We start from the raw sequence: 18,843 nt of genomic DNA on the forward strand, positions 1-18,843 counted from the left end.
GCAGGTGCAGGGCTGCAAGCCCTGCCGAAAAACCCTTAGCGCACCTGTTCCTGCTTGCGCACGATCGCCATCGCGATCTCCAGCGACTGCTCGTAGTTCAGCCGCGGATCGACCGTGGAACGGTACGCGCGCTCAAGATCACGCTCGGTGAGCTCGCGCGCGCCACCGGTGCATTCGGTCACGTCCTCGCCGGTCAGCTCCAGGTGCACGCCGCCCAGGCGCGTACCTGCCGCGGCGTGCAGATCGAACGACAACTCCACCTCGCGGCGCACGTTGTCAAAGCGGCGCGTCTTGAAGCCATTGGCGGTGCTCTCGGTGTTGCCGTGCATGGCATCGCACACCCACAGCACGCGGCGGCCGTCGCGCTTGACCGCTTCCAACAGCGACGGCAGCTTTTCGGCTATCTGCGTCGCGCCCATGCGGTGAATGAAGGTCAGGCGCCCGGGCTCGTCGTCCGGATTGAGTACATCGATCAGGCGCAGCAGCTGGTCCGGCGAAACCGACGGCCCCACCTTGATCGCGATCGGATTGCGCACGCCCCGCAGGTACTCCACGTGCGCGCCGTCGAGCGCAGCCGTGCGCATGCCGATCCAGGGATAGTGCGTGCTCAGGTTCAACCAGCCCTGCTGGCGCGGCACCTGCCGGGTCAGCGCCTGCTCGTAGGGCAGCAGCAGGGCTTCGTGCGATGTGTAGAAGTCGATGCGGTTGAGGTTGTGCACCCGGGCACCGGCCAGGGTTTCCATGAAGTGCACGGCATCGCCGATCGATGCCACCATCTTCTGGTACTCGGCGGCGAGCGGCGAATGCCGCACCCAGTCCAGGTTCCAGTACTCGGGATGGTGCAGGTCGGCGAAGCCGCCATCGATCAGCGCCCGCACGAAGTTCATCGTCATCGCCGAATGCGCGTGGGCCTGCAGCATCCGCTTCGGGTCGGGCAGGCGCGCGGCTTCGGTGAAGGCCGGCGCATTGATCACATCGCCCCGGTAGCTGGGCAGCGTCACCCCATCACGGGTCTCGGTATCAGCCGAGCGTGGCTTGGCGTACTGGCCGGCGAAGCGGCCGACGCGGATCACCGGCTGGCGCAGGCCATGCACCAGTACCAGGCTCATCTGCAGCAGCACCTTCAGCCGATTGGAGATGGTGCCGGACTCACAGTCGCTGAAGTTCTCGGCGCAATCGCCGCCCTGCAGCAGGAAGCGCTTGCCCTCCTGCGCCTCCGCCAGCTGCTGCTTCAGCGCCAGGATCTCCCACGAGGTCACCAGAGGGGGGAGCCGCTTCAGCTCATGCAGGGCAGCATCCAGCGCCACCGGGTCGGGATAGGTCGGCATCTGCAGTGCGGTCTTGCCGCGCCAGCTCTCCGGCGACCAGGCAGCACCCGCAGCGGTTGCGGCAGGATCGGGAACCGGTGAAACGGCGGACAGGCTCATTGCAGACTTCCGGGGTGGGGGACGGTCATGGTCGCAGAGCCGGCCGCCGCCGCAAAGGGCCAGCCCTTCCGGCCCGATGCCTGAACGCCAGGGAAAGCACGCGCCGAGCAGCCACAGACCGCATGGTCGGCGGCGCCGCCAGAGGCGCATGATCTGTTACGGAGTAACACTCACCGTCATGGACCGGCCCCCTCCACGCCCCAGGCCCTGCTCTCTCCCATGAAGCCCTCACGCCTCGCTACCAGCATCACCTTCGCCCTGGCCCTGGCCAGCATGCCCCCCCTTGCCGCGGCCGCGGATGACGCCGGGCCCGCAGTGAAGAACCTGGATGCGGTCACCGTCAGCGCCCACCTCGACCAGGCCCGCAACGCGCTGTCGCCGGACATCGGCAGCAGCCAGTACCAGATCACCGCCGAGGACATCCAGAAGCAGCCGCTCGGCGCCTCCGCCGCACTCAGCCAGGTGCTGCTGCAGGCCCCGGGCGTGGTCCAGGACTCCTACGGCGGTGTCCATGTGCGTGGTGATCACGCCAACCTGCAGTACCGCATCAACGGCGTGCTGCTGCCCGAATCGATCTCCGGCTTCGGCCAGACCCTGGATACGCGAACCATCAGGAGCATCCGGCTGATGGATGGCGCACTGCCGGCGCAGTTCGGCGAACGCACCGCCGCAGTGGTGGACATCACCACCCGCAGTGGCGCCGAACTGGGCAACGGCGGCAGCGCCGGACTGACTGCCGGGTCGTTCGGCAAGGTCAATCCCAACGCCTCCTGGTGGGGCAACCAGGGACGCTGGAGCTGGTTCCTGACCGGCAACTACGACCAGAACGAGGTCGGCCTGGAGAACCCGACGAACTCGCGCCGGCCGCTGCACGACGACACCCACCAGGGCAAGGCGTTCGCCGACCTCACCTATCTGCTGGACGAGAACACGCGCGTGAGCGTGTTTGCCGGCATTGCCAACAACCGCTTCCAGATTCCGGTGAACCCGGGCCAGACACCGCAGTTCGGCTACCTCGATACCTCCACGTTCGACTCCAGCCAGCTGGATGAGACCCAGCGCGAGACCACGCGCTTCGGCATGCTGGTGCTGCAGGGGACGCTGGGCGCCAGCGCGTACCAGCTGTCGGCCGGCCAACGCTACAGCGATGTCGGGTTCAATCCCGATGTGGCGGGCGATCTGGTATTCAGCGGTGTTGCTTCACAGGTCCAGCGCAGCAACCGCGCCAACACCGTGCAGGCCGACGTTTCCACCCCGCTGGGCAGCGATCACACGCTGCGCTATGGCCTGTACGGCAATCATGAGACCGCGCGGGCCCACAGCAGCAGCTGGGTGTTCCCGGTTGACGACGCCGGCCAGCAGGCCAGCACCACGCCCCTGCTGATTCCCGACCGCAGTGCTTTCCACGCCAGCACGCTGGCGCTCTACGTGCAGGACGAGTGGAAGATCGGAGACAACTGGACGGTCAACTATGGTCTGCGCGGCGACCGCTACACGGCCTTCGGGCGGACCGAAGGCCAGCTCAGCCCGCGCCTGGGCGTGGTCTGGAATGCCGGCGACAGCACCACCCTGCACGCAGGCTATGCGCGCTACTTCACACCACCGGCCAGCGAGCTGATCGCCTCCGACGACATCGCGCTGTACGACGGCACCAGCAACCAGCAGCCCAGTGATGGCAACGCCACGCCACTGGCCGAGCGCAGTGACTACTACGACCTCGGCATCTCGCAGCAGATCGGCGAGCACCTGACACTCGGCGTGGATGCGTATGACCGGCGTGTCGCCCGCCTGCAGGATGAAGGCCAGTTCGGCGCCGCCTACCTCTACTCGACGTTCAACTATCGTCGCGGCCACATCCGCGGCCTGGAGTTCAGCGCCGACTACAGCGACGGACCGTTCAGCGCGTACTTCAACGCCGCATGCAACAAGGCGATCGGCACCCAGGTGATCACCGGCCAGTACAACCTCGACCCGGACGCCCTGGCCTACGTGGCCGACCATTGGATCCACCTGGACCACGACCAGAAGCTGACCTCGTCGGGCGGTGTCAGCTATGCCTTCGCCGGACACAACCGGATCGGTGCCAACTACGTGTTCGGCAGTGGCCTGCGCTCGGACACCGAAAGCGTACCCAATGGGGGCGAGCTGCCGTCCTACCTGCAGGTGAACCTCAGTGCTGGCCACGATTTCAACGCCGACAGCGGCCATCCGCTGCATGCACAGCTGGCGTTGGTCAACGCGCTGGATCGCAGCTATCAGCTGCGCGATGGCGGCGGCGTAGGCGTGTTCGCCCCCCAGTGGGGGCCGCGACGCGGCGCCTATCTCAGCCTGCAACAGGTTTTCTGATCGATGTCGCTGCCCCCGGCAGAGCCGAGCCCATGCCCGGCTCTGCTGGGGCGCGTCAGTTACTCAGCGCCTGACCCTGCGCAGCGGCACCAGCAGTGCCCACAGCCCCAGCAGCACGAACCACACGCCCGACCACATCGGCATGGTCAGTCCGAGGAAGGTCCAGTCGATGTTGCCGCAGTTGCCGGTACCGGTCAGCACCGTGCGGAACACCTCGAACGGGCCCATGGTCTCGCGCAGGAAGCTCAGCGGCGGACCACAGGTGGCACCCATTTCCGGCGGCAGCATCTGCACGTAGACATGGCGCGCGGCGATGCCGACGCCGACGGCTGCCGCAATGAAGGCAAGGATGCCGTACGTCACCCGTCCCGGCCGGTTCGACGGGCCGTGCAGTGCGCCCAGCAGGAACAGCAGGCCGAGCGCGGCAAAGGCCAGCCGCTGGAAGATGCACAGCGGGCACGGCTCCAGCCCCATCTTCAGCTGCAGGAAAATCGCATAGCCCAGCAGGCCCACGCAGATCAGGAAGCCCAGCAGGAACTGGGCGCGGAAGGGCCAGCGCAGAGGATTCATCGTGAATGCTCGAATGGATCAGGCGCCAAGCGTAACCGACCGCGCCTGCCATTCGAACCGCTGCCGGTGACGCTCGTCGGAACGGTGCGGGCCACTTCCCTTCGCAGGTAGCGCCGGGCCATGCCCGGCGAGTGCAGCGGAAACGTAAACGCCGGGCATCGCCCGGCGCTACCAGAACGCAAAAGCCCGGCAGATGCCGGGCTTTCACTGTGTCGCGTTGGAGCGGTCCGATTACTCGGCCACTTCCTCGGCCACGGCCGGACGGTCGACCAGCTCGACGTAGGCCATCGGAGCATTGTCGCCGGCGCGGAAGCCGCACTTCAGCAGACGCAGGTAGCCGCCCGGACGGTTCGCGTAGCGCGGGCCCAGGATGGTGAACAGGTTGCCCACGGCTTCGTTGTCACGCAGGCGGGCAAAGGCCAGACGGCGGTTGGCAACGGAATCGACCTTGGCCAGGGTGATCAGCGGCTCGGCGACGCGGCGCAGTTCCTTGGCCTTCGGCAGGGTGGTCTTGATCAGCTCGTGCTTGAACAGCGAGGCGGCCATGTTCTTGAACATCGCTTCGCGATGGGCGCTGGTACGGCTGAACTTACGGCCAGACTTCTGGTGACGCATGGTGATGTTCCTTGATTAATGATGTGGCTGTGTGGATCGTTGTCGCCATCCTGGCGTTGCTGCACGGACTGCGGATGGTCCTGGCCGCCCGTCCTGGACGACCTGCCCGCGAACCTGCGGTTCGTCATGGCATCTTGCGGTGAAGGCTCCACCGCTGACGGTGGAGCCTCCGGGTACAGCAGGAGGCTTTATCAGCCCAGCATGCCGTGGCTGGCGACGCCGGCCGGCGGCCAGTTCTCCAGCTTCATGCCAAGCGACAGGCCGCGCTGGGCCAGCACTTCCTTGATCTCGGTGAGCGACTTCTTGCCCAGGTTCGGGGTCTTCAGCAGCTCCACTTCGGTCTTCTGGATCAGATCGCCGATGTAGTAGATGCTTTCAGCCTTCAGGCAGTTGGCCGAACGCACGGTCAGCTCCAGATCGTCGATCGGGCGCAGCAGCACCGGATCCACGCCGTTGTTGGCCGGCTTGGCCGCACCGCGGTCGCGGTGGGTGAAGTCACCGAACACCGACAGCTGATCGCTGAGGATGTCGGCGGCGGTGCGCACGGCTTCCTCGGCATCGATGGTGCCGTTGGTCTCGATATCGATGACCAGCTTGTCCAGGTCGGTACGCTGTTCGACGCGGGCCGCTTCCACGGCATAGGCGACGCGGCGGACCGGCGAGAACGAGGCATCCAGGACCAGGCGGCCGATGGCACGGGTTTCTTCGTCCGGACGACGACGCGCAGCAGCCGGCTGGTAGCCGAAACCACGCTCGATCTTCAGACGCATGTTCACTGCCGTATCCTTGGTCAGGTGGCAGATCACATGGTCGCCGTTCAGGATCTCCACATTGTGGTCGACCTTGATATCGGCAGCGGTGACAACGCCCGGGCCCTGCTTGGACAGGGACAGGGTGGCGCTGTCGCCGGAGTGCATACGGATGGCCACGTCCTTCAGGTTCAGCAGGACTTCGAGCACGTCCTCCTGCAGACCTTCGACCGTGGTGTACTCATGCAACACGCCGTCGATTTCGACTTCCGTGATGGCGAAGCCCGGGATGGACGACAGCAGCACGCGACGCAGGGCGTTGCCCAGCGTATGCCCGTAACCCCGCTCCAAAGGTTCGATAACGACCTTTGCACGGGTGTCGGTAAGGCGTTCGATCTGCGGACCGCGAGGACGCAGAACCTGGTTGGCGGTAACCGTCATGTTGCGGGTTCTCCTAGTGAACCCCCGGCCGTCGCCGGGGGCTCTCCAATGTGAATTACTTCGAATACAGCTCGACGATCAGCGCTTCGTTGATGTCCGCAGGCAGATCCGAACGATCCGGAACAGCCTTGAAGATGCCGGTGAACTTGCCGGAATCCACTTCAACCCACGACGGGCTCAGGTCATGCTGTGCGGCGACGGTCAGGGCTTCCTGGACGCGCAGCTGCTTGGCAGCCTTCTCGGACAGCGCGATGGCATCGCCAGCCTTGACCTGGTACGAAGCCAGGTTGACCGACTTGCCATTCACGGTGACGCCGCGGTGCGACACCAGCTGGCGGGCAGCCGGACGGGTCACGGCGAAGCCCATGCGGTAGACGACGTTGTCCAGGCGGGTTTCCAGCAGCTGCAGCAGGTTCTCGCCGGTGTTGCCCTTCTTGGTCGAGGCCTTCTTGTAGTAGTTGCGGAACTGACGCTCCAGCAGGCCGTAGATACGCTTGACCTTCTGCTTTTCACGCAGCTGGGTGGCGTAGTCGGACAGCTTGCCCTTGCGGGCAGTGGCGCCGTGCTGGCCGGGCTTCTGCTCCAGCTTGCACTTGGAGTCCAGCGCACGCGCCGGGCTCTTCAGGGACAGGTCGGCGCCTTCGCGGCGGGCGAGCTTACAGGTAGGACCGATATAACGAGCCATTTCTTATCGCTCCCTTTAGACGCGACGCTTCTTCGGCGGACGGCACCCGTTGTGCGGGATGGGCGTCACGTCGATGATGTTGGTGATCTTGTAGCCGACGTTGTTCAACGAACGCACGGCCGACTCACGGCCCGGACCCGGGCCCTTGATGCGGACTTCCAGCGACTTCACGCCGTAGTCCAGCGCAGCACGACCGGCCTTCTCGGCAGCCACCTGGGCAGCGAACGGGGTCGACTTGCGCGAACCGCGGAAGCCAGCGCCACCGGAGGTCGCCCACGACAGAGCATTGCCCTGGCGGTCGGTGATGGTGACGATGGTGTTGTTGAACGAAGCGTGGACGTGGGCAACGCCGTCAGTGACGACGCGCTTGATCTTCTTCTTGGTCTTAGCAGCGGGCTTAGCCATTTCTCAGTCCCTTACTTCTTGATCGCCTTGCGCGGACCCTTGCGGGTGCGGGCGTTGGTACGGGTGCGCTGGCCACGCAGCGGGAGGCCACGACGGTGACGCAGGCCGCGGTAGCAGCCCAGGTCCATCAGGCGCTTGATCGCGATGCCGATCTCACGGCGCAGATCGCCTTCCACGATGTACTTGCCGACTTCGGCGCGCAGGCGCTCGATTTCCGGCTCCGACAGATCGCGGATCTTGGTGGTCGAAGCGACGCCTGCGACTTCGCAGACCTTCTTCGAACGGGTACGGCCGATGCCGTAAATGCTTTGCAACCCGACCCAGACATGCTTCTGGGCTGGCAGGTTGACGCCTGCAATACGCGCCATGACGCGGTTCTCCAGCTGAGTGATGGCCGACAGCGCGCCTCGGGCACGCCAATCCGGCAGGATGGATCAAAAAAGTGAACTAGCGATACTAACAAGGTTCCGGTTTACATGGAAGCCCGTGAAACCAGAGGTTTCATGAACCCGGCCTGGGGAGTGTGCCCAGGCTCCGGCGCCGGATGGGGTTGATCCCGGGAGGTCTCCCGGGGCCGCCCGCGCTACTCCTGCGCGGGACCACCTCATCACACCCCCACCCGGAACCGCTGCGGGGGCCGCCCTTCGTTTGTGTGGCCGGAGTCCGCGAAGCGGAGGGACCATCACGTCAGGAAGACGAAAGTATAACAGGCGAATCAGCCGCGGGCAAAACCGCCGCGGTTGCCACCCTTCAGGTTGGCCTTCTTCAGCAGGCTCTCGTACTGGTGGGACATCAGGTGCGCCTGCACCTGGGCGATGAAGTCCATCACCACCACCACCACGATCAGCAGCGAGGTACCGCCGAAGTAGAACGAGGCGTTCAGCTGCGTGCGCATCAGTTCCGGCAGCAGGCAGACGATCACCAGGTAGGCCGAGCCGGCTGCGGTCAGGCGGGTCAGCACGCCGTCGATGTAGTCGGCAGTGGCCTTGCCCGGACGGATGCCCGGAATCAGCGCGCCCGACTTCTTCAGGTTGTCGGCGGTTTCCTGCGAGTTGAACACCAGCGCGGTATAGAAGAACGCGAAACCGGTGATCAGCGCAGCGAACACGATCATGTGCAGCGGCTCGCCCGGACCCAGCGCGTTGGCGACCTTCTGCAGGACCTGGCCGAAGCTGCTCTGGTTGGCCGCCTGGCCGGACCACATGGCCAGGGTGGCCGGGAAGGCCAGCAGGCTCGAGGCGAAGATCGCCGGGATGACGCCGGCCATGTTGAGCTTCAGCGGCAGGAACGAGGTCTGGTTCATGTACGCATTGCGACCGCCCTGGCGGCGCGCGTAGTTGACCGTGATCCGGCGCTGGCCGCGCTCGACGAACACCACGAAGAAGGTGAAGGCGAGAACGACGATGGCGATCAGCAGCAGCTGGATGAACTGGATGTTGCCGTCGCGGTAGGCATCGAAGGTATGGATGACCGCGCCCGGCAGGCCCGCCACGATACCGGCGAAGATGATCAGCGACACGCCGTTGCCGATGCCGCGCTCGGTGACCTGCTCACCGACCCACATCAGGAACATGGTGCCGGCGGTCAGCGCGACCACGGCGGTGAGCACGAAGCCCATGCCCGGCGCGTACACGACCGGAGCGCCCGACGGCGAGACCTGGCCCTGCAGGGCCAGAGCGATCGAACCGCCCTGCACCACTGCCAGCAGCACGGCGCCGATGCGCGAGTACTGGGTGATCTTGCGGCGACCGGACTCACCTTCCTTCTGCATCGCCTTCAGGGCGGGGAAGATGTGCACGGCCAGCTGCATCACGATCGATGCCGAGATGTACGGCATCACGTTCAGCGCGAAGATGCTGAAACGGTGCAGGGCGCCGCCCGAGAACATGTTGAACATGTCCACGATGCCGCCGCCCTGCTGCTGCATCATGGCAAGCATGGCATCGGGATTGACGCCCGGCACCGGCACGTAGCAGCCGATGCGATAGACGATCAAAGCCCCGACGACGAACAGCAAACGTTGGCGAAGTTCAGTGAACTTGCCCATTCCGCCCGCGAGGTTACCGATGCCAGCTTGCGCCATGATTTTCTTACTCCGTTACGCTGCCGCCGGCAGCTTCGATCGCAGCCTTGGCACCGGCCGTGGCAGCAACACCCTTCAGGGTGAACGCCTTGGTCACTTCGCCCTTGACGACGACCTTGGCCTTCTTGGCAGTGCTCGGGACCAGCTTGGCGGCACGCAGGGCGGCGAAGTCGATCTCGCCGGCCGGCAGCTTGTCCAGCTGGTACAGCAGCACTTCAGCGGTGTCCTTGGCGATCGGCGAACGGAAGCCGATCTTCGGCAGACGACGCTGCATGGGGGTCTGGCCGCCTTCGAAGCCGGCCTTGATCTTGCCGCCACCCTTGCGGGCGAACGAACCCTTGTGGCCGCGGCCGGCAGTCTTGCCCAGGCCCGAGCCGATACCGCGACCGACGCGGGTGCGCTCGGTACGGGCGCCCGGTGCCGGGCTCAGTTCATTGAGACGCAGAGTCATGATCGATTACTCCTCAACCTTGACGAGGTAGTGAACGGTATTGATCAGGCCGCGAACCTGCGGGCTGTCCTTCAGTTCACGCACATCGTTGAGCTTGTTCAGACCCAGGGCACGCACCGACAGGCGGTGACGCGACTGAGCACCACGCAGGCCGCGCACCAGGCGCACCTTCACAGTCTTGTTGGACTCATTAGCCATGGTTGAGTTCCTCCACCTTCTTGCCGCGCTTGGCCGCGATGCGGGCCGGCGACTGCGCTGCAGACAGGCCCTTCACGGTGGCACGCACCAGGTTGATCGGGTTGCGCGAACCGGTGGCCTTGGCCAGCACGTTCTTCACGCCAACCGCTTCCAGGACGGCGCGCATGGCACCGCCGGCGATGACGCCGGTACCTTCCGAAGCCGGCTGCATGAACACGCGGGCTGCGCCATGACCATCCTTGATGGTGTGCCACAGGGTGCCGTTGTTCAGGTCAACGCTGACCAGGTTCTTGCGGGCCTGTTCCATCGACTTCTGGATGGCGACCGGCACTTCGCGGGCCTTGCCATAACCGAAACCGACCTTGCCTTCGCCGTCGCCGACCACGGTCAGGGCGGTGAAGGTGAACTGGCGACCACCCTTGACGGTCTTGCTGACGCGGTTGACCGCGACCAGCTTTTCGATCATGCCGTCGTCGATCTTCTCTTCGCGGTTACGGTCGCGATCGCGACCCCGCTGCTGACGCTCTTCTGCCATGTTGATTCCTTGGTTGTTGGGTATGTACGGCTCAGGGCCGCTTATGGTTGTGGAATGACGCGTCGTTCCGGTGGGCCACTACAGAAGAATGGCGCCGTCCAGCCTCGCTCAGGCTGGCGAGCAGGCGGACAGGGGGCCATCGGCCCCCTGCCCAGATCCCTTAGAACTGCAGGCCGGCTTCGCGGGCAGCCTCTGCCAGGGCCTTGATACGGCCGTGGTAACGGTAACCCGAACGATCGAAGGCAACCTTCTCGACGCCGGCGGCCTTGGCACGCTCAGCGACGATGCGGCCAACCTTGGCGGCGGCATCGACATTCTTGCCGCTCTTCAGGCCTTCCTTGACGTCGGTCTGGGTGGTGTTGGCGGCAGCCAGCACCTTGGAACCGTCGGCGGTGAAGACCTGGGCATACAGGTGCTGGCCGGTGCGCAGCACCGACAGGCGGGCGACGCCGAGCTCACGGATGTGGGCGCGGGTCGACTTGGCGCGACGCAGGCGGGCGATGTTCTTGTTCATGATGTTTTTCCTATGAAAGCGGAAGCGCCTATTAGGCCTTCTTGGCTTCCTTACGGATGATGACTTCGTCGGAGTACTTCACGCCCTTGCCCTTGTACGGCTCCGGCTTGCGGAACGCACGGATCTTGGCGGCAACTTCACCGACGGCCTGCTTGTCCGCGCCCTGGACCAGGATCTCGGTCTGGGTCGGGGTGGACAGCGTGATGCCTTCCGGCGCCACGAACACGACCGGGTGCGAGAAGCCCAGCGACAGGCTCAGGTCCTTGCCCTGCATGGCAGCGCGGTAACCCACGCCGACCAGCTCCAGCTTGCGCTCGAAGCCTTCGGACACGCCCTTGACCATGTTGGCCAGGATCGCACGCACGGTGCCGGTCAGTGCGACCAGTTCGACGTTCTCGGTGCTCAGGGTGGCAACGCCGTTGTCGACGTTGATGGCAATACCGGCCGGCTTGGCCAGCGACAGGGTGCCCTTCGGGCCCTTGGCGGCGACGCTTTCCGACTGGACGTTCAGTTCAACCTTACCCAGGTCGATCGGCTTCTTGGCTACGCGGGACATAGTTCTACTCCTTTCGCCTTAGGCCACGAAGCACAGGACTTCGCCGCCGACGCCCAGCTGGCGCGCCTGCGCATCAGTCATGATGCCCTTGGAGGTGGAAATGATGGAGATGCCCAGGCCGTTCATGACCTTCGGCAGCTCGCTCTTGCCGCGGTACTGGCGCAGGCCCGAACGCGAGAAGCGCTTCAGGGTCGCGATGACCGGCTTGCCTTCGAAATACTTCAGCACGATTTCCAGCTCGGCCTTGTTGTTCTCCAGCTGGGTAACGCGCAGGTCGGTGATGTAACCCTCGTCCTTCAGGACCTGGGCGATCGCAACCTTGATCTTGGACGACGGGGCTTTCACCGTCTGCTTGCCAACCGCGGCCGCATTCTTGATGCGGACCAGCAGGTCGGCGATGGGATCAGTCATGCTCATATGAGTACCTTTGAGTGCACCGATATCCGCTTTCGCGAAAATCTGTTGTCTCCTGGAAACGGGCCAGGTCCCTTGATGCAGCGGACCTGTGGCCCGCCCTACAACCCCGTCTGCACAGGGCAAGACGCGGGAGTATACGCCAAAAGAGCCCGACTTGCGTCGGGCTCTTCGGGTTTTTTGCGAAAGGGAGGCTGAATGCCTCCCCTCCCCGGTTCAGGAACCCCCGGGGGGGGGCGCCTGATCGCAGGACCGGCTGGGATTACCAGCTGGCCTTGCGCAGACCCGGGACGTCGCCACGCATGGTGGCTTCACGCAGCTTGTTGCGGCCCAGGCCGAACTTGCTGTAGACGCCACGCGGACGGCCGGACAGTTCGCAGCGGTTGCGCTGGCGGCTCGGCGACGAATCGCGCGGCAGCTTGGCCAGCTTGGCAGCAGCTTCGATCTTCTCGTCGTAGCTCGCGTCCACCGAGGACACGATCTTCTTCAGAGCAGCACGCTTCTCAGCGTACTTCTTGGCCAGCTTTTCCCGCTTGATGTCGCGGTTGACCATGGAGGTCTTTGCCATTTCGGTTTCCTCGACGGATCAGTTACGGAACGGGAACTTGAACGCTGCCAGCAGCGCCTTCGCTTCCGCGTCGGTCTTCGCAGTGGTGGTGATGGCGATATCCATACCGCGGATCGCGTCGACAGCGTCGAAGTCGATTTCCGGGAAGATGATCTGTTCCTTCACACCCATGTTGAAGTTGCCGCGACCGTCGAAGGAACGACCGGAGACACCACGGAAGTCGCGCACGCGCGGCAGCGAGATGTTGATCAGGCGATCCAGGAACTCGTACATCTTGTGGCGACGCAGCGTGGTCTTGCAGCCGATCGGCCAACCATCGCGGATCTTGAACGACGCAACCGAAATACGCGACTTGGTGACAACCGGCTTCTGGCCGGAAATCTTGGTCATGTCGCCGACGGCGTTTTCCAGGATCTTCTTGTTGGTGGCCGCTTCGCCGACACCCATGTTCAGGGTGACCTTGACGAGCTTCGGCACTTCCATCGGATTGGTGTAGCCGAACTGCTTCATCAGCGCCGGCACCACTTCGTCCTTGTAGAACTTTTCGAGACGGGAAGTCATCTTCTCATTCCTCAGGCGTCGAGCGCCTCACCGCTGGAGCGGAACACACGCAGTTTGCGTCCATCCTCCAGCACCTTGAAGCCAACGCGTTCGCCCTTGCCCGAAGCCGGGTTCAGCACATTCACGTTGGAGATATGGATCGAAGCTTCACGCTCGACCACGCCGCCGGCAACGCCTGCCTGCGGGTTCGGCTTGGTGTGGCGCTTGACGATGTTCACGTTGGCGACGACCACACGGTCGCCGTCGACGCGGACGACTTCGCCCTGCTTGCCCTTGTCCTTGCCGGTGTTGACGACGACCTGGTCGCCCTTCTTGATACGGTTAGCCATGATTATCTCCTGTCGCTCACAGCACTTCGGGAGCGAGCGAGACGATCTTCATGAACTTCTCCGAACGAAGTTCACGGGTCACCGGCCCGAAGATACGGGTACCGATCGGCTCCTGCTTGTTGTTCAGCAGGACGGCAGCGTTGCCGTCGAAGCGGATCAGCGAGCCGTCGGCGCGACGCACACCCTTGCGGGTACGCACCACGACGGCGTCATACACTTCACCCTTCTTGACCTTGCCGCGCGGAATCGCATCCTTCACGGTGACCTTGATGATGTCGCCGATGCCGGCGTAACGGCGCTTGGAACCACCCAGCACCTTGAAGCACATCACCTGCTTGGCACCCGAATTGTCCGCGACGTCAAGGTAGCTCTGCATCTGGATCATGATTCAGACTCCTTATTCAGCCGCACGCGTGATGACTTCCACCACGCGCCAGTTCTTGGTCTTGGACATCGGAGCAATCTCGGTCACGCGGACGACATCGCCTTCCTTGCAGGCGTTGTCGGCATCGTGGGCGTGCAGCTTCGTCGAGCGCTTGATGTACTTGCCGTACAGTGCGTGCTTGACCTGACGCTCAACCAGGACGGTAACCGTCTTGTCCATCTTGTTGCTGACGACACGGCCTTCGACCGTGCGCAGCGTCTTGTTTTCAGTATTGTCGCTCATAGCGGCCATCCTTACTTCGTGCTGCCGAGCAGGGTCTTGACGCGAGCAATCTCGCGACGGACCCGGCGGATGTCGTGGGTCTTCGGCAGCTGGCCGGTGACCTGCTGCATACGGACAGAGAACTGTTCCTTACGCAGGTCGATCAGGTGGGCCTTGAGTTCGTCAGCCGACTTTTCACGGAGAGTTTTGATATCCATCAGCGCACCGTACGGGTCACGAAAGTGGTGGTGACCGAGAGCTTGGCGGCGGCCAGGCGGAACGCCTCGCGAGCCACTTCCTCGGAAACACCCTCGATTTCATAGATCATGCGGCCGGGCTGGATCTGGGCCACCCAGTATTCCACGTTACCCTTACCCGAACCCATTCGAACTTCGATGGGCTTCTTGGTGATGGGCTTGTCGGGGAACACGCGGATCCACATCTTGCCGCCGCGCTTGACGTAGCGGCTGATCGAGCGGCGAGCCGCTTCGATCTGACGCGCGGTCAGCTGACCGTGTGCGGTTGCCTTCAGGCCGTATTCGCCGAAGCTGACAGCGTTGGCGCTCCAGCTCAGGCCTTCGTTACGGCCCTTGTGTACCTTGCGGTACTTGGTTCGCTTGGGTTGCAACATTGTCGTTACCTCGCTTCACGGGCCGGGCGCTGACGGTCACCACGGTCGCCGCGATCGTGACGATCGTTGCGCGACGGGGTGTCGTCCTGCTTTTCCTGGCCAACCTGGGAGAAATCGAAGACCTCGCCCTTGTAGATCCAGACCTTGATGCCGATGATGCCGTAGGTCGTCTTGGCTTCAGCGAAGCCATAGTCGATGTCGGCACGCAGGGTGTGCAGCGGCACGCGGCCTTCGCGGTACCACTCCGAACGGGCGATTTCAGCACCGTTGAGGCGGCCACCCACGTTGACCTTGATGCCCAGGGCACCCAGGCGCATCGCGTTGCCCACCGAGCGCTTCATTGCGCGGCGGAACATGATGCGACGCTCCAGCTGCTGGGCGATCGACTCGGCAACGAGCTGCGCGTCCAGTTCCGGCTTGCGCACTTCGGTGACGTTGATGTGCGCCGGAACGCCCATCATCTCGCTCACTTCCTTGCGCAGCTTCTCGATGTCCTCACCACGCTTGCCGATCACCACGCCCGGACGGGCGGTGTGGATCGTCACGCGCGCGGTCTTGGCCGGACGCTCGATCAGGATCTTGCTGATGCCGGCCTGAGCCAGCTTCTTGCGCAGCATTTCGCGAACTTTCAGGTCGGCTGCCAGGTAACCAGCGAACTCGGCCTTGTTGGCGTACCACTTGGAGTTCCAGTCCTTGGAAATACCGAGACGGATACCAATCGGATGAACTTTATGACCCATGGTCTTTTCCTTATCCGCTTACTTGCCGGCGCCCACAACCACAGTGATGTGGCTGGTGCGCTTGAGGATGCGGGTACCGCGGCCTTTCGCCCGCGCCATGAAACGCTTCAGGGTCGGACCTTCATCAACCATGATGGTCTGAACCTTCAGCTCGTCGACGTCGGCGCCCTGGTTGTTCTCAGCGTTGGCAATAGCCGACTCCACCACCTTCTTGATCAGGTGGGCAGCCTTCTTGTCCGAGAACTTCAGCAGATTGACCGCACGTTCGGCCGGCAGACCGCGCACCTGGTCAGCGACCAGGCGAGCCTTCTGCGGGGAGATGCGCGCAGTGCGCAGGATGGCTTTCGCTTCCATTGTCATCTCTCCTTACTTGCCCGACTTCTTGTCACCACCGTGACCCTTGAAGGTCCGGGTGATGGCAAATTCGCCGAGCTTGTGGCCGACCATGTTCTCGTTGACGAGAACCGGGATGTGGTTCTTGCCGTTATGCACGGCAATGGTGATGCCTACCATGTCAGGCAGGATCATCGAACGGCGCGACCAGGTCTTGATCGGCTTCTTGCTGCCCGCAGCGGCCTCCACCTTCTTGACGAGGTGGTGATCGACGAACGGGCCCTTCTTGAGTGAACGTGCCATGGTCGATTAGCCCCTACGATCGCGGACGATGAACTGCTGAGTGCGCTTGTTATGGCGCGTCTTGTAACCCTTGGTCGGGACACCCCACGGGGTGACCGGATGCGGGTTACCCTGGCCGGCCTTGGCCTCACCACCACCGTGCGGGTGGTCAACCGGGTTCATGGCAGCACCACGAACGGTCGGGCGGACGCCGCGCCAGCGCTTGGCACCGGCCTTGCCCAGCTTTTCCAGGCTGTGCTCGTCGTTGCCGACTTCGCCGATGGTGGCGCAGCACTCGACCGGAACCTTACGCATTTCACCCGAGCGCAGGCGCAGGGTGGCGTAGACGCCTTCACGGGCGACCAGCTGCACGGCAGCACCTGCAGCGCGGGCGATCTGAGCGCCCTTGCCCGGCTTCAGCTCGATGCAGTGGATGGTGGTACCGACCGGGATGTTGCGCAGCGGCAGGGTGTTGCCCGCCTTGATCGGGGCATCCGAACCAGCGATCACCTGATCACCGGCCTTCAGACCCTTCGGGGCGATGATGTAGCGACGCTCGCCGTCGACGTAGCACAGCAGGGCGATATGGGCGGTGCGGTTCGGATCGTATTCGATGCGTTCCACGCGCGCCGGGATGCCCAGCTTGTTGCGCTTGAAGTCGATGATGCGGTAGTGCTGCTTGTGGCCACCACCGACGTGACGGGTGGTGATGCGGCCGTGGTGGTTACGACCACCCGAGCGGCTCTGCGACTCGACCAGCGCAGCGTGCGGAGCACCCTTGTGCAGGTCGGGCGTAACCACGCGCACGGCCGAACGGCGGCCGGGGGAAGTGGGCTTGAATTTCATCAATGGCATGGGATGTACCTCAGGCCTTGGCCGTTACATCGATCGACTGGCCATCGGCCAGGCGAACGTACGCCTTGCGCCAATCGCCGCGGCGGCCAGCACGGTTACGGAAGGACTTGTTCTTGCCCTTGACGTTGACCACGTTGACGGCTTCGACCTTGACGTCGAACAGCTGCTCAACCGCGGCCTTTACATCGGCCTTGGTGGCTTCGTTCGAAACTTCGAAGACATACTGGTTGGAGAGTTCCTGCAGGCGCGCGGTCTTTTCGGAGACACGCGGGGCACGCAGCACGCTGAAGATTTTTTCGTTGCTGTTCATGCCAGCCACTCCTCGACCTTCTTGACCGCGTCAGCGGTGATGACGACCGTGTCGGCACCGACCAGCGACACCGGGTCCAGGCCCTGCACGTCACGCACCTGCACGTACGGCAGATTGCGGGCGGACAGGTACAGGTGCTCGGAGGCTTCCTCGGTGACGATCAGCGGGCGCTTGCCCACTTCCAGGCCGGCCAGCTTGGCGATCAGACCCTTCGTGCTGGTCGCTTCGACATCGAAGGCCTCCACGATGGTCAGACGGCCCTGACGGTTCAGCTCGGACAGGATCGCGCACATGGCGGCACGGTACTGCTTACGATTGACCTTCTGCTCGAAGCTGCGCGGCTTGGCCGCGAAGGTGACACCGCCGCCGACGAAGATCGGAGCCGTCAGTGCGCCATGACGCGCGCCGCCGCCCTTCTGCTTCTTCGACTTCTTGGTGGTACCAGCCACTTCGGAGCGAGTCTTCTGTGCCTTGGTGCCGGCGCGACCGGCGTTGCGGTAAGCAACGACGACCTGGTGGACCAGATCTTCGCTGAAATCGCGACCGAACACGGCGTCGGAGACCGAGACCTTGTTGTTGCTACCCGTGATAACGAGTTCCATCGTCATCTCTCCTTATGCCTTGCTCGCCGGACGGACGATCACATCGCCACCCGCCGCGCCAGGAACGGCGCCGCGAACCGCAATCAGACCGCGCTCGACGTCGACCTTGACCACTTCCAGGTTCTGGGTGCTCTGCTGCACCGCGCCCATGTGGCCCGACATCTTCTTGCCCGGGAAAACGCGACCCGGGGTCTGGCGCTGACCCAGCGAACCCGGCGCGCGATGCGACAGCGAGTTACCGTGGGTTGCATCGCCCATACGGAAGTTGTGGCGCTTGATGGTGCCCTGGAAACCCTTACCCTTGGTGACACCCTGGACGTCGACGATCTGGCCGACTTCGAAGATGTCCGCCTTGACTTCGCCGCCGACGGCGAAATCGCCGAGCTGCGCGTCTTCAACGCGGAATTCCCACAGGCCACGACCCGCTTCCACCTTCGCCTTGGCGAAGTGGCCGGCTTCCGGCTTGTTGACCAGGGCAGCGCGACGCGCGCCGACGGTCACCTGCACGGCGCTGTAGCCGTCGGTTTCGACGGTCTTGATCTGCGCGATGCGGTTCGGGGTGGCTTCGATCAGGGTCACCGGGATGGAACGACCATCTTCGGTGAACACGCGGCTCATGCCGGCCTTGCGGCCCACGAAGCCCAACGAATACTTCTTCGTCATGGTCGTAGTCCTCAGGTCAGCTTGATCTGAACGTCGACGCCGGCAGCCAGTTCGAGCTTCATCAGCGCGTCCACGGTCTTGTCATTCGGGTCAACGATATCGAGCACGCGCTTGTGCGTGCGGGTCTCGTACTGGTCACGCGCGTCCTTGTCGACGTGCGGGGAAACGAGAACGGTGTAACGCTCGATCTTGGTCGGCAGCGGGATCGGGCCACGCACTTGCGCGCCGGTCCGCTTTGCCGTTTCAACGATCTCGCTGGCCGAACGGTCGATCAGACGATGATCGAACGCTTTCAGCCGGATCCGGATCTTTTGGTCCGCCATGGCGGTAGGTT

Annotated in this window: 30 protein-coding genes; 1 reads left to right on the forward strand and 29 read right to left on the reverse strand. The window is 63.8% G+C overall.

The window, feature by feature from the left end:
* Positions 1-35 precede the first annotated feature (35 nt).
* Positions 36-1,427: a 3-deoxy-7-phosphoheptulonate synthase class II gene (locus N5J29_RS16500; RefSeq protein WP_053519755.1), complete on the reverse strand. Its 1,392-nt coding sequence runs from the start codon at positions 1,425-1,427 to the stop codon at positions 36-38.
* Positions 1,428-1,646: 219 nt separating this feature from the next.
* On the opposite strand from N5J29_RS16500, the gene N5J29_RS16505 reads away from it, so the two are divergent.
* Positions 1,647-3,773 carry a TonB-dependent receptor gene (locus tag N5J29_RS16505; protein WP_164152943.1) on the forward strand — a complete coding sequence of 709 codons (2,127 nt, stop codon included), beginning with the start codon at positions 1,647-1,649 and terminating at the stop codon, positions 3,771-3,773.
* Positions 3,774-3,836: 63 nt separating this feature from the next.
* Here the strand turns inward: N5J29_RS16505 and N5J29_RS16510 are convergent, their stop codons facing one another.
* From N5J29_RS16510 to rpsJ, 28 genes are all read right to left on the reverse strand, one after another.
* Positions 3,837-4,343 (reverse strand): disulfide bond formation protein B, encoded by a 507-nt coding sequence (locus tag N5J29_RS16510; RefSeq protein WP_053519753.1) that lies wholly within the window; start codon positions 4,341-4,343, stop codon positions 3,837-3,839.
* A gap of 231 nt (positions 4,344-4,574) precedes the next feature.
* Positions 4,575-4,958, reverse strand: a complete 384-nt coding sequence (gene rplQ / locus N5J29_RS16515; protein ID WP_053519752.1) for a 50S ribosomal protein L17 — start codon at positions 4,956-4,958, stop codon at positions 4,575-4,577.
* Between the two features lie 191 nt (positions 4,959-5,149).
* A complete protein-coding gene (gene rpoA, locus N5J29_RS16520; RefSeq protein WP_004145453.1) occupies positions 5,150-6,148 on the reverse strand; it encodes a DNA-directed RNA polymerase subunit alpha in 999 nt (332 codons plus the stop codon).
* A 55-nt stretch (positions 6,149-6,203) separates the two neighbouring features.
* The gene (rpsD, locus tag N5J29_RS16525; RefSeq protein WP_004145446.1) at positions 6,204-6,833 is read right to left on the reverse strand and encodes a 30S ribosomal protein S4; all 630 of its coding nucleotides are present in this window, start codon (positions 6,831-6,833) and stop codon (positions 6,204-6,206) included.
* Positions 6,834-6,848: 15 nt separating this feature from the next.
* The gene (gene rpsK / locus N5J29_RS16530; RefSeq protein ID WP_004145443.1) at positions 6,849-7,238 is read right to left on the reverse strand and encodes a 30S ribosomal protein S11; all 390 of its coding nucleotides are present in this window, start codon (positions 7,236-7,238) and stop codon (positions 6,849-6,851) included.
* 11 nt (positions 7,239-7,249) lie between these two features.
* Complete coding sequence (gene rpsM / locus N5J29_RS16535; protein ID WP_004154500.1) at positions 7,250-7,606, reverse strand: 30S ribosomal protein S13; 357 nt, start codon at positions 7,604-7,606, stop codon at positions 7,250-7,252.
* Between the two features lie 347 nt (positions 7,607-7,953).
* On the reverse strand, positions 7,954-9,321 hold the full coding sequence (gene secY / locus N5J29_RS16540) for a preprotein translocase subunit SecY (RefSeq protein ID WP_005415420.1): 1,368 nt from the start codon (positions 9,319-9,321) through the stop codon (positions 7,954-7,956).
* A gap of 7 nt (positions 9,322-9,328) precedes the next feature.
* Positions 9,329-9,772, reverse strand: a complete 444-nt coding sequence (rplO, locus tag N5J29_RS16545; RefSeq protein ID WP_053519751.1) for a 50S ribosomal protein L15 — start codon at positions 9,770-9,772, stop codon at positions 9,329-9,331.
* 6 nt (positions 9,773-9,778) lie between these two features.
* On the reverse strand, positions 9,779-9,970 hold the full coding sequence (rpmD, locus tag N5J29_RS16550; RefSeq protein WP_004145412.1) for a 50S ribosomal protein L30: 192 nt from the start codon (positions 9,968-9,970) through the stop codon (positions 9,779-9,781).
* The gene (gene rpsE, locus N5J29_RS16555) at positions 9,963-10,505 is read right to left on the reverse strand and encodes a 30S ribosomal protein S5 (RefSeq protein WP_005408213.1); all 543 of its coding nucleotides are present in this window, start codon (positions 10,503-10,505) and stop codon (positions 9,963-9,965) included. The genes rpmD and rpsE overlap by 8 nt, the downstream gene beginning before the upstream one ends.
* Before the next feature lie 160 nt (positions 10,506-10,665).
* Positions 10,666-11,019, reverse strand: coding sequence for a 50S ribosomal protein L18 (gene rplR / locus N5J29_RS16560; protein WP_053519749.1), 354 nt, complete (start codon positions 11,017-11,019; stop codon positions 10,666-10,668).
* Between the two features lie 31 nt (positions 11,020-11,050).
* Positions 11,051-11,575, reverse strand: coding sequence for a 50S ribosomal protein L6 (rplF, locus tag N5J29_RS16565; RefSeq protein ID WP_164152941.1), 525 nt, complete (start codon positions 11,573-11,575; stop codon positions 11,051-11,053).
* Positions 11,576-11,593: 18 nt separating this feature from the next.
* Positions 11,594-11,992 (reverse strand): 30S ribosomal protein S8, encoded by a 399-nt coding sequence (gene rpsH / locus N5J29_RS16570; protein WP_005415417.1) that lies wholly within the window; start codon positions 11,990-11,992, stop codon positions 11,594-11,596.
* Between the two features lie 259 nt (positions 11,993-12,251).
* Positions 12,252-12,557, reverse strand: coding sequence for a 30S ribosomal protein S14 (rpsN, locus tag N5J29_RS16575; RefSeq protein ID WP_053519747.1), 306 nt, complete (start codon positions 12,555-12,557; stop codon positions 12,252-12,254).
* Positions 12,558-12,575: 18 nt separating this feature from the next.
* Positions 12,576-13,118 (reverse strand): 50S ribosomal protein L5, encoded by a 543-nt coding sequence (rplE, locus tag N5J29_RS16580; protein ID WP_053519746.1) that lies wholly within the window; start codon positions 13,116-13,118, stop codon positions 12,576-12,578.
* An 11-nt stretch (positions 13,119-13,129) separates the two neighbouring features.
* A complete protein-coding gene (rplX, locus tag N5J29_RS16585) occupies positions 13,130-13,447 on the reverse strand; it encodes a 50S ribosomal protein L24 (RefSeq protein WP_053519745.1) in 318 nt (105 codons plus the stop codon).
* 16 nt (positions 13,448-13,463) lie between these two features.
* Positions 13,464-13,832, reverse strand: a complete 369-nt coding sequence (rplN, locus tag N5J29_RS16590; RefSeq protein ID WP_010483978.1) for a 50S ribosomal protein L14 — start codon at positions 13,830-13,832, stop codon at positions 13,464-13,466.
* 12 nt (positions 13,833-13,844) lie between these two features.
* Positions 13,845-14,114 (reverse strand): 30S ribosomal protein S17, encoded by a 270-nt coding sequence (rpsQ, locus tag N5J29_RS16595; protein WP_053519744.1) that lies wholly within the window; start codon positions 14,112-14,114, stop codon positions 13,845-13,847.
* Positions 14,115-14,125: 11 nt separating this feature from the next.
* Positions 14,126-14,311, reverse strand: a complete 186-nt coding sequence (rpmC, locus tag N5J29_RS16600; RefSeq protein ID WP_004154487.1) for a 50S ribosomal protein L29 — start codon at positions 14,309-14,311, stop codon at positions 14,126-14,128.
* Positions 14,311-14,724: a 50S ribosomal protein L16 gene (gene rplP / locus N5J29_RS16605; RefSeq protein ID WP_053519743.1), complete on the reverse strand. Its 414-nt coding sequence runs from the start codon at positions 14,722-14,724 to the stop codon at positions 14,311-14,313. Before rplP ends, rpmC begins: the two co-directional genes overlap by 1 nt.
* Positions 14,725-14,729: 5 nt before the next feature.
* Positions 14,730-15,464: a 30S ribosomal protein S3 gene (gene rpsC, locus N5J29_RS16610; RefSeq protein ID WP_004145350.1), complete on the reverse strand. Its 735-nt coding sequence runs from the start codon at positions 15,462-15,464 to the stop codon at positions 14,730-14,732.
* 18 nt (positions 15,465-15,482) lie between these two features.
* Positions 15,483-15,818 (reverse strand): 50S ribosomal protein L22, encoded by a 336-nt coding sequence (rplV, locus tag N5J29_RS16615; RefSeq protein WP_080375339.1) that lies wholly within the window; start codon positions 15,816-15,818, stop codon positions 15,483-15,485.
* Between the two features lie 12 nt (positions 15,819-15,830).
* The gene (gene rpsS, locus N5J29_RS16620) at positions 15,831-16,100 is read right to left on the reverse strand and encodes a 30S ribosomal protein S19 (RefSeq protein ID WP_005415413.1); all 270 of its coding nucleotides are present in this window, start codon (positions 16,098-16,100) and stop codon (positions 15,831-15,833) included.
* Positions 16,101-16,106: 6 nt separating this feature from the next.
* Positions 16,107-16,934 (reverse strand): 50S ribosomal protein L2, encoded by an 828-nt coding sequence (gene rplB / locus N5J29_RS16625; RefSeq protein WP_065182869.1) that lies wholly within the window; start codon positions 16,932-16,934, stop codon positions 16,107-16,109.
* A 10-nt stretch (positions 16,935-16,944) separates the two neighbouring features.
* Positions 16,945-17,244: a 50S ribosomal protein L23 gene (gene rplW, locus N5J29_RS16630; RefSeq protein ID WP_004145338.1), complete on the reverse strand. Its 300-nt coding sequence runs from the start codon at positions 17,242-17,244 to the stop codon at positions 16,945-16,947.
* Positions 17,241-17,846, reverse strand: coding sequence for a 50S ribosomal protein L4 (gene rplD / locus N5J29_RS16635; protein ID WP_053519740.1), 606 nt, complete (start codon positions 17,844-17,846; stop codon positions 17,241-17,243). The genes rplW and rplD overlap by 4 nt, the downstream gene beginning before the upstream one ends.
* A 12-nt stretch (positions 17,847-17,858) precedes the next feature.
* Entirely contained in the window at positions 17,859-18,509 is a 651-nt protein-coding gene (gene rplC / locus N5J29_RS16640; protein ID WP_004145336.1) for a 50S ribosomal protein L3, read from the reverse strand.
* A gap of 11 nt (positions 18,510-18,520) precedes the next feature.
* Positions 18,521-18,832 (reverse strand): 30S ribosomal protein S10, encoded by a 312-nt coding sequence (gene rpsJ, locus N5J29_RS16645; protein WP_005408208.1) that lies wholly within the window; start codon positions 18,830-18,832, stop codon positions 18,521-18,523.
* Positions 18,833-18,843 lie beyond the last annotated feature (11 nt).

This window comes from Stenotrophomonas sp. GD03680 (genome assembly GCF_029844625.1).
Lineage (GTDB): Bacteria > Pseudomonadota > Gammaproteobacteria > Xanthomonadales > Xanthomonadaceae > Stenotrophomonas > Stenotrophomonas maltophilia_P.

Excerpts from the sequence above, each read along its gene's own strand:
- rplO (WP_053519751.1), bottom strand. The coding sequence starts at position 9,772 with ATGACTCTGCGTCTCAATGAACTGAGCCCGGCACCGGGCGCCCGTACC.
- rpsD (WP_004145446.1), bottom strand. The coding sequence starts at position 6,833 with ATGGCTCGTTATATCGGTCCTACCTGTAAGCTCGCCCGCCGCGAAGGC.
- N5J29_RS16510 (WP_053519753.1), bottom strand. The coding sequence starts at position 4,343 with ATGAATCCTCTGCGCTGGCCCTTCCGCGCCCAGTTCCTGCTGGGCTTC.
- rpsC (WP_004145350.1), bottom strand. The coding sequence starts at position 15,464 with ATGGGTCATAAAGTTCATCCGATTGGTATCCGTCTCGGTATTTCCAAG.
- rpmD (WP_004145412.1), bottom strand. The coding sequence starts at position 9,970 with ATGGCTAATGAGTCCAACAAGACTGTGAAGGTGCGCCTGGTGCGCGGC.
- rpsK (WP_004145443.1), bottom strand. The coding sequence starts at position 7,238 with ATGGCTAAGCCCGCTGCTAAGACCAAGAAGAAGATCAAGCGCGTCGTC.
- rplX (WP_053519745.1), bottom strand. The coding sequence starts at position 13,447 with ATGGCTAACCGTATCAAGAAGGGCGACCAGGTCGTCGTCAACACCGGC.
- rplC (WP_004145336.1), bottom strand. The coding sequence starts at position 18,509 with ATGACGAAGAAGTATTCGTTGGGCTTCGTGGGCCGCAAGGCCGGCATG.
- rpsN (WP_053519747.1), bottom strand. The coding sequence starts at position 12,557 with ATGGCAAAGACCTCCATGGTCAACCGCGACATCAAGCGGGAAAAGCTG.
- rplE (WP_053519746.1), bottom strand. The coding sequence starts at position 13,118 with ATGACTTCCCGTCTCGAAAAGTTCTACAAGGACGAAGTGGTGCCGGCG.
- rplF (WP_164152941.1), bottom strand. The coding sequence starts at position 11,575 with ATGTCCCGCGTAGCCAAGAAGCCGATCGACCTGGGTAAGGTTGAACTG.
- rpmC (WP_004154487.1), bottom strand. The coding sequence starts at position 14,311 with ATGGATATCAAAACTCTCCGTGAAAAGTCGGCTGACGAACTCAAGGCC.
- rplN (WP_010483978.1), bottom strand. The coding sequence starts at position 13,832 with ATGATCCAGATGCAGAGCTACCTTGACGTCGCGGACAATTCGGGTGCC.
- secY (WP_005415420.1), bottom strand. The coding sequence starts at position 9,321 with ATGGCGCAAGCTGGCATCGGTAACCTCGCGGGCGGAATGGGCAAGTTC.
- rplD (WP_053519740.1), bottom strand. The coding sequence starts at position 17,846 with ATGGAACTCGTTATCACGGGTAGCAACAACAAGGTCTCGGTCTCCGAC.
- rpsM (WP_004154500.1), bottom strand. The coding sequence starts at position 7,606 with ATGGCGCGTATTGCAGGCGTCAACCTGCCAGCCCAGAAGCATGTCTGG.
- rpsQ (WP_053519744.1), bottom strand. The coding sequence starts at position 14,114 with ATGAGCGACAATACTGAAAACAAGACGCTGCGCACGGTCGAAGGCCGT.
- rplR (WP_053519749.1), bottom strand. The coding sequence starts at position 11,019 with ATGAACAAGAACATCGCCCGCCTGCGTCGCGCCAAGTCGACCCGCGCC.
- rpsE (WP_005408213.1), bottom strand. The coding sequence starts at position 10,505 with ATGGCAGAAGAGCGTCAGCAGCGGGGTCGCGATCGCGACCGTAACCGC.
- rpoA (WP_004145453.1), bottom strand. The coding sequence starts at position 6,148 with ATGACGGTTACCGCCAACCAGGTTCTGCGTCCTCGCGGTCCGCAGATC.
- rplP (WP_053519743.1), bottom strand. The coding sequence starts at position 14,724 with ATGTTGCAACCCAAGCGAACCAAGTACCGCAAGGTACACAAGGGCCGT.
- rplB (WP_065182869.1), bottom strand. The coding sequence starts at position 16,934 with ATGCCATTGATGAAATTCAAGCCCACTTCCCCCGGCCGCCGTTCGGCC.
- N5J29_RS16505 (WP_164152943.1), top strand. The coding sequence starts at position 1,647 with ATGAAGCCCTCACGCCTCGCTACCAGCATCACCTTCGCCCTGGCCCTG.
- rpsH (WP_005415417.1), bottom strand. The coding sequence starts at position 11,992 with ATGAGCATGACTGATCCCATCGCCGACCTGCTGGTCCGCATCAAGAAT.
- rpsJ (WP_005408208.1), bottom strand. The coding sequence starts at position 18,832 with ATGGCGGACCAAAAGATCCGGATCCGGCTGAAAGCGTTCGATCATCGT.
- rplV (WP_080375339.1), bottom strand. The coding sequence starts at position 15,818 with ATGGAAGCGAAAGCCATCCTGCGCACTGCGCGCATCTCCCCGCAGAAG.
- rpsS (WP_005415413.1), bottom strand. The coding sequence starts at position 16,100 with ATGGCACGTTCACTCAAGAAGGGCCCGTTCGTCGATCACCACCTCGTC.
- rplW (WP_004145338.1), bottom strand. The coding sequence starts at position 17,244 with ATGAACAGCAACGAAAAAATCTTCAGCGTGCTGCGTGCCCCGCGTGTC.
- rplQ (WP_053519752.1), bottom strand. The coding sequence starts at position 4,958 with ATGCGTCACCAGAAGTCTGGCCGTAAGTTCAGCCGTACCAGCGCCCAT.
- N5J29_RS16500 (WP_053519755.1), bottom strand. The coding sequence starts at position 1,427 with ATGAGCCTGTCCGCCGTTTCACCGGTTCCCGATCCTGCCGCAACCGCT.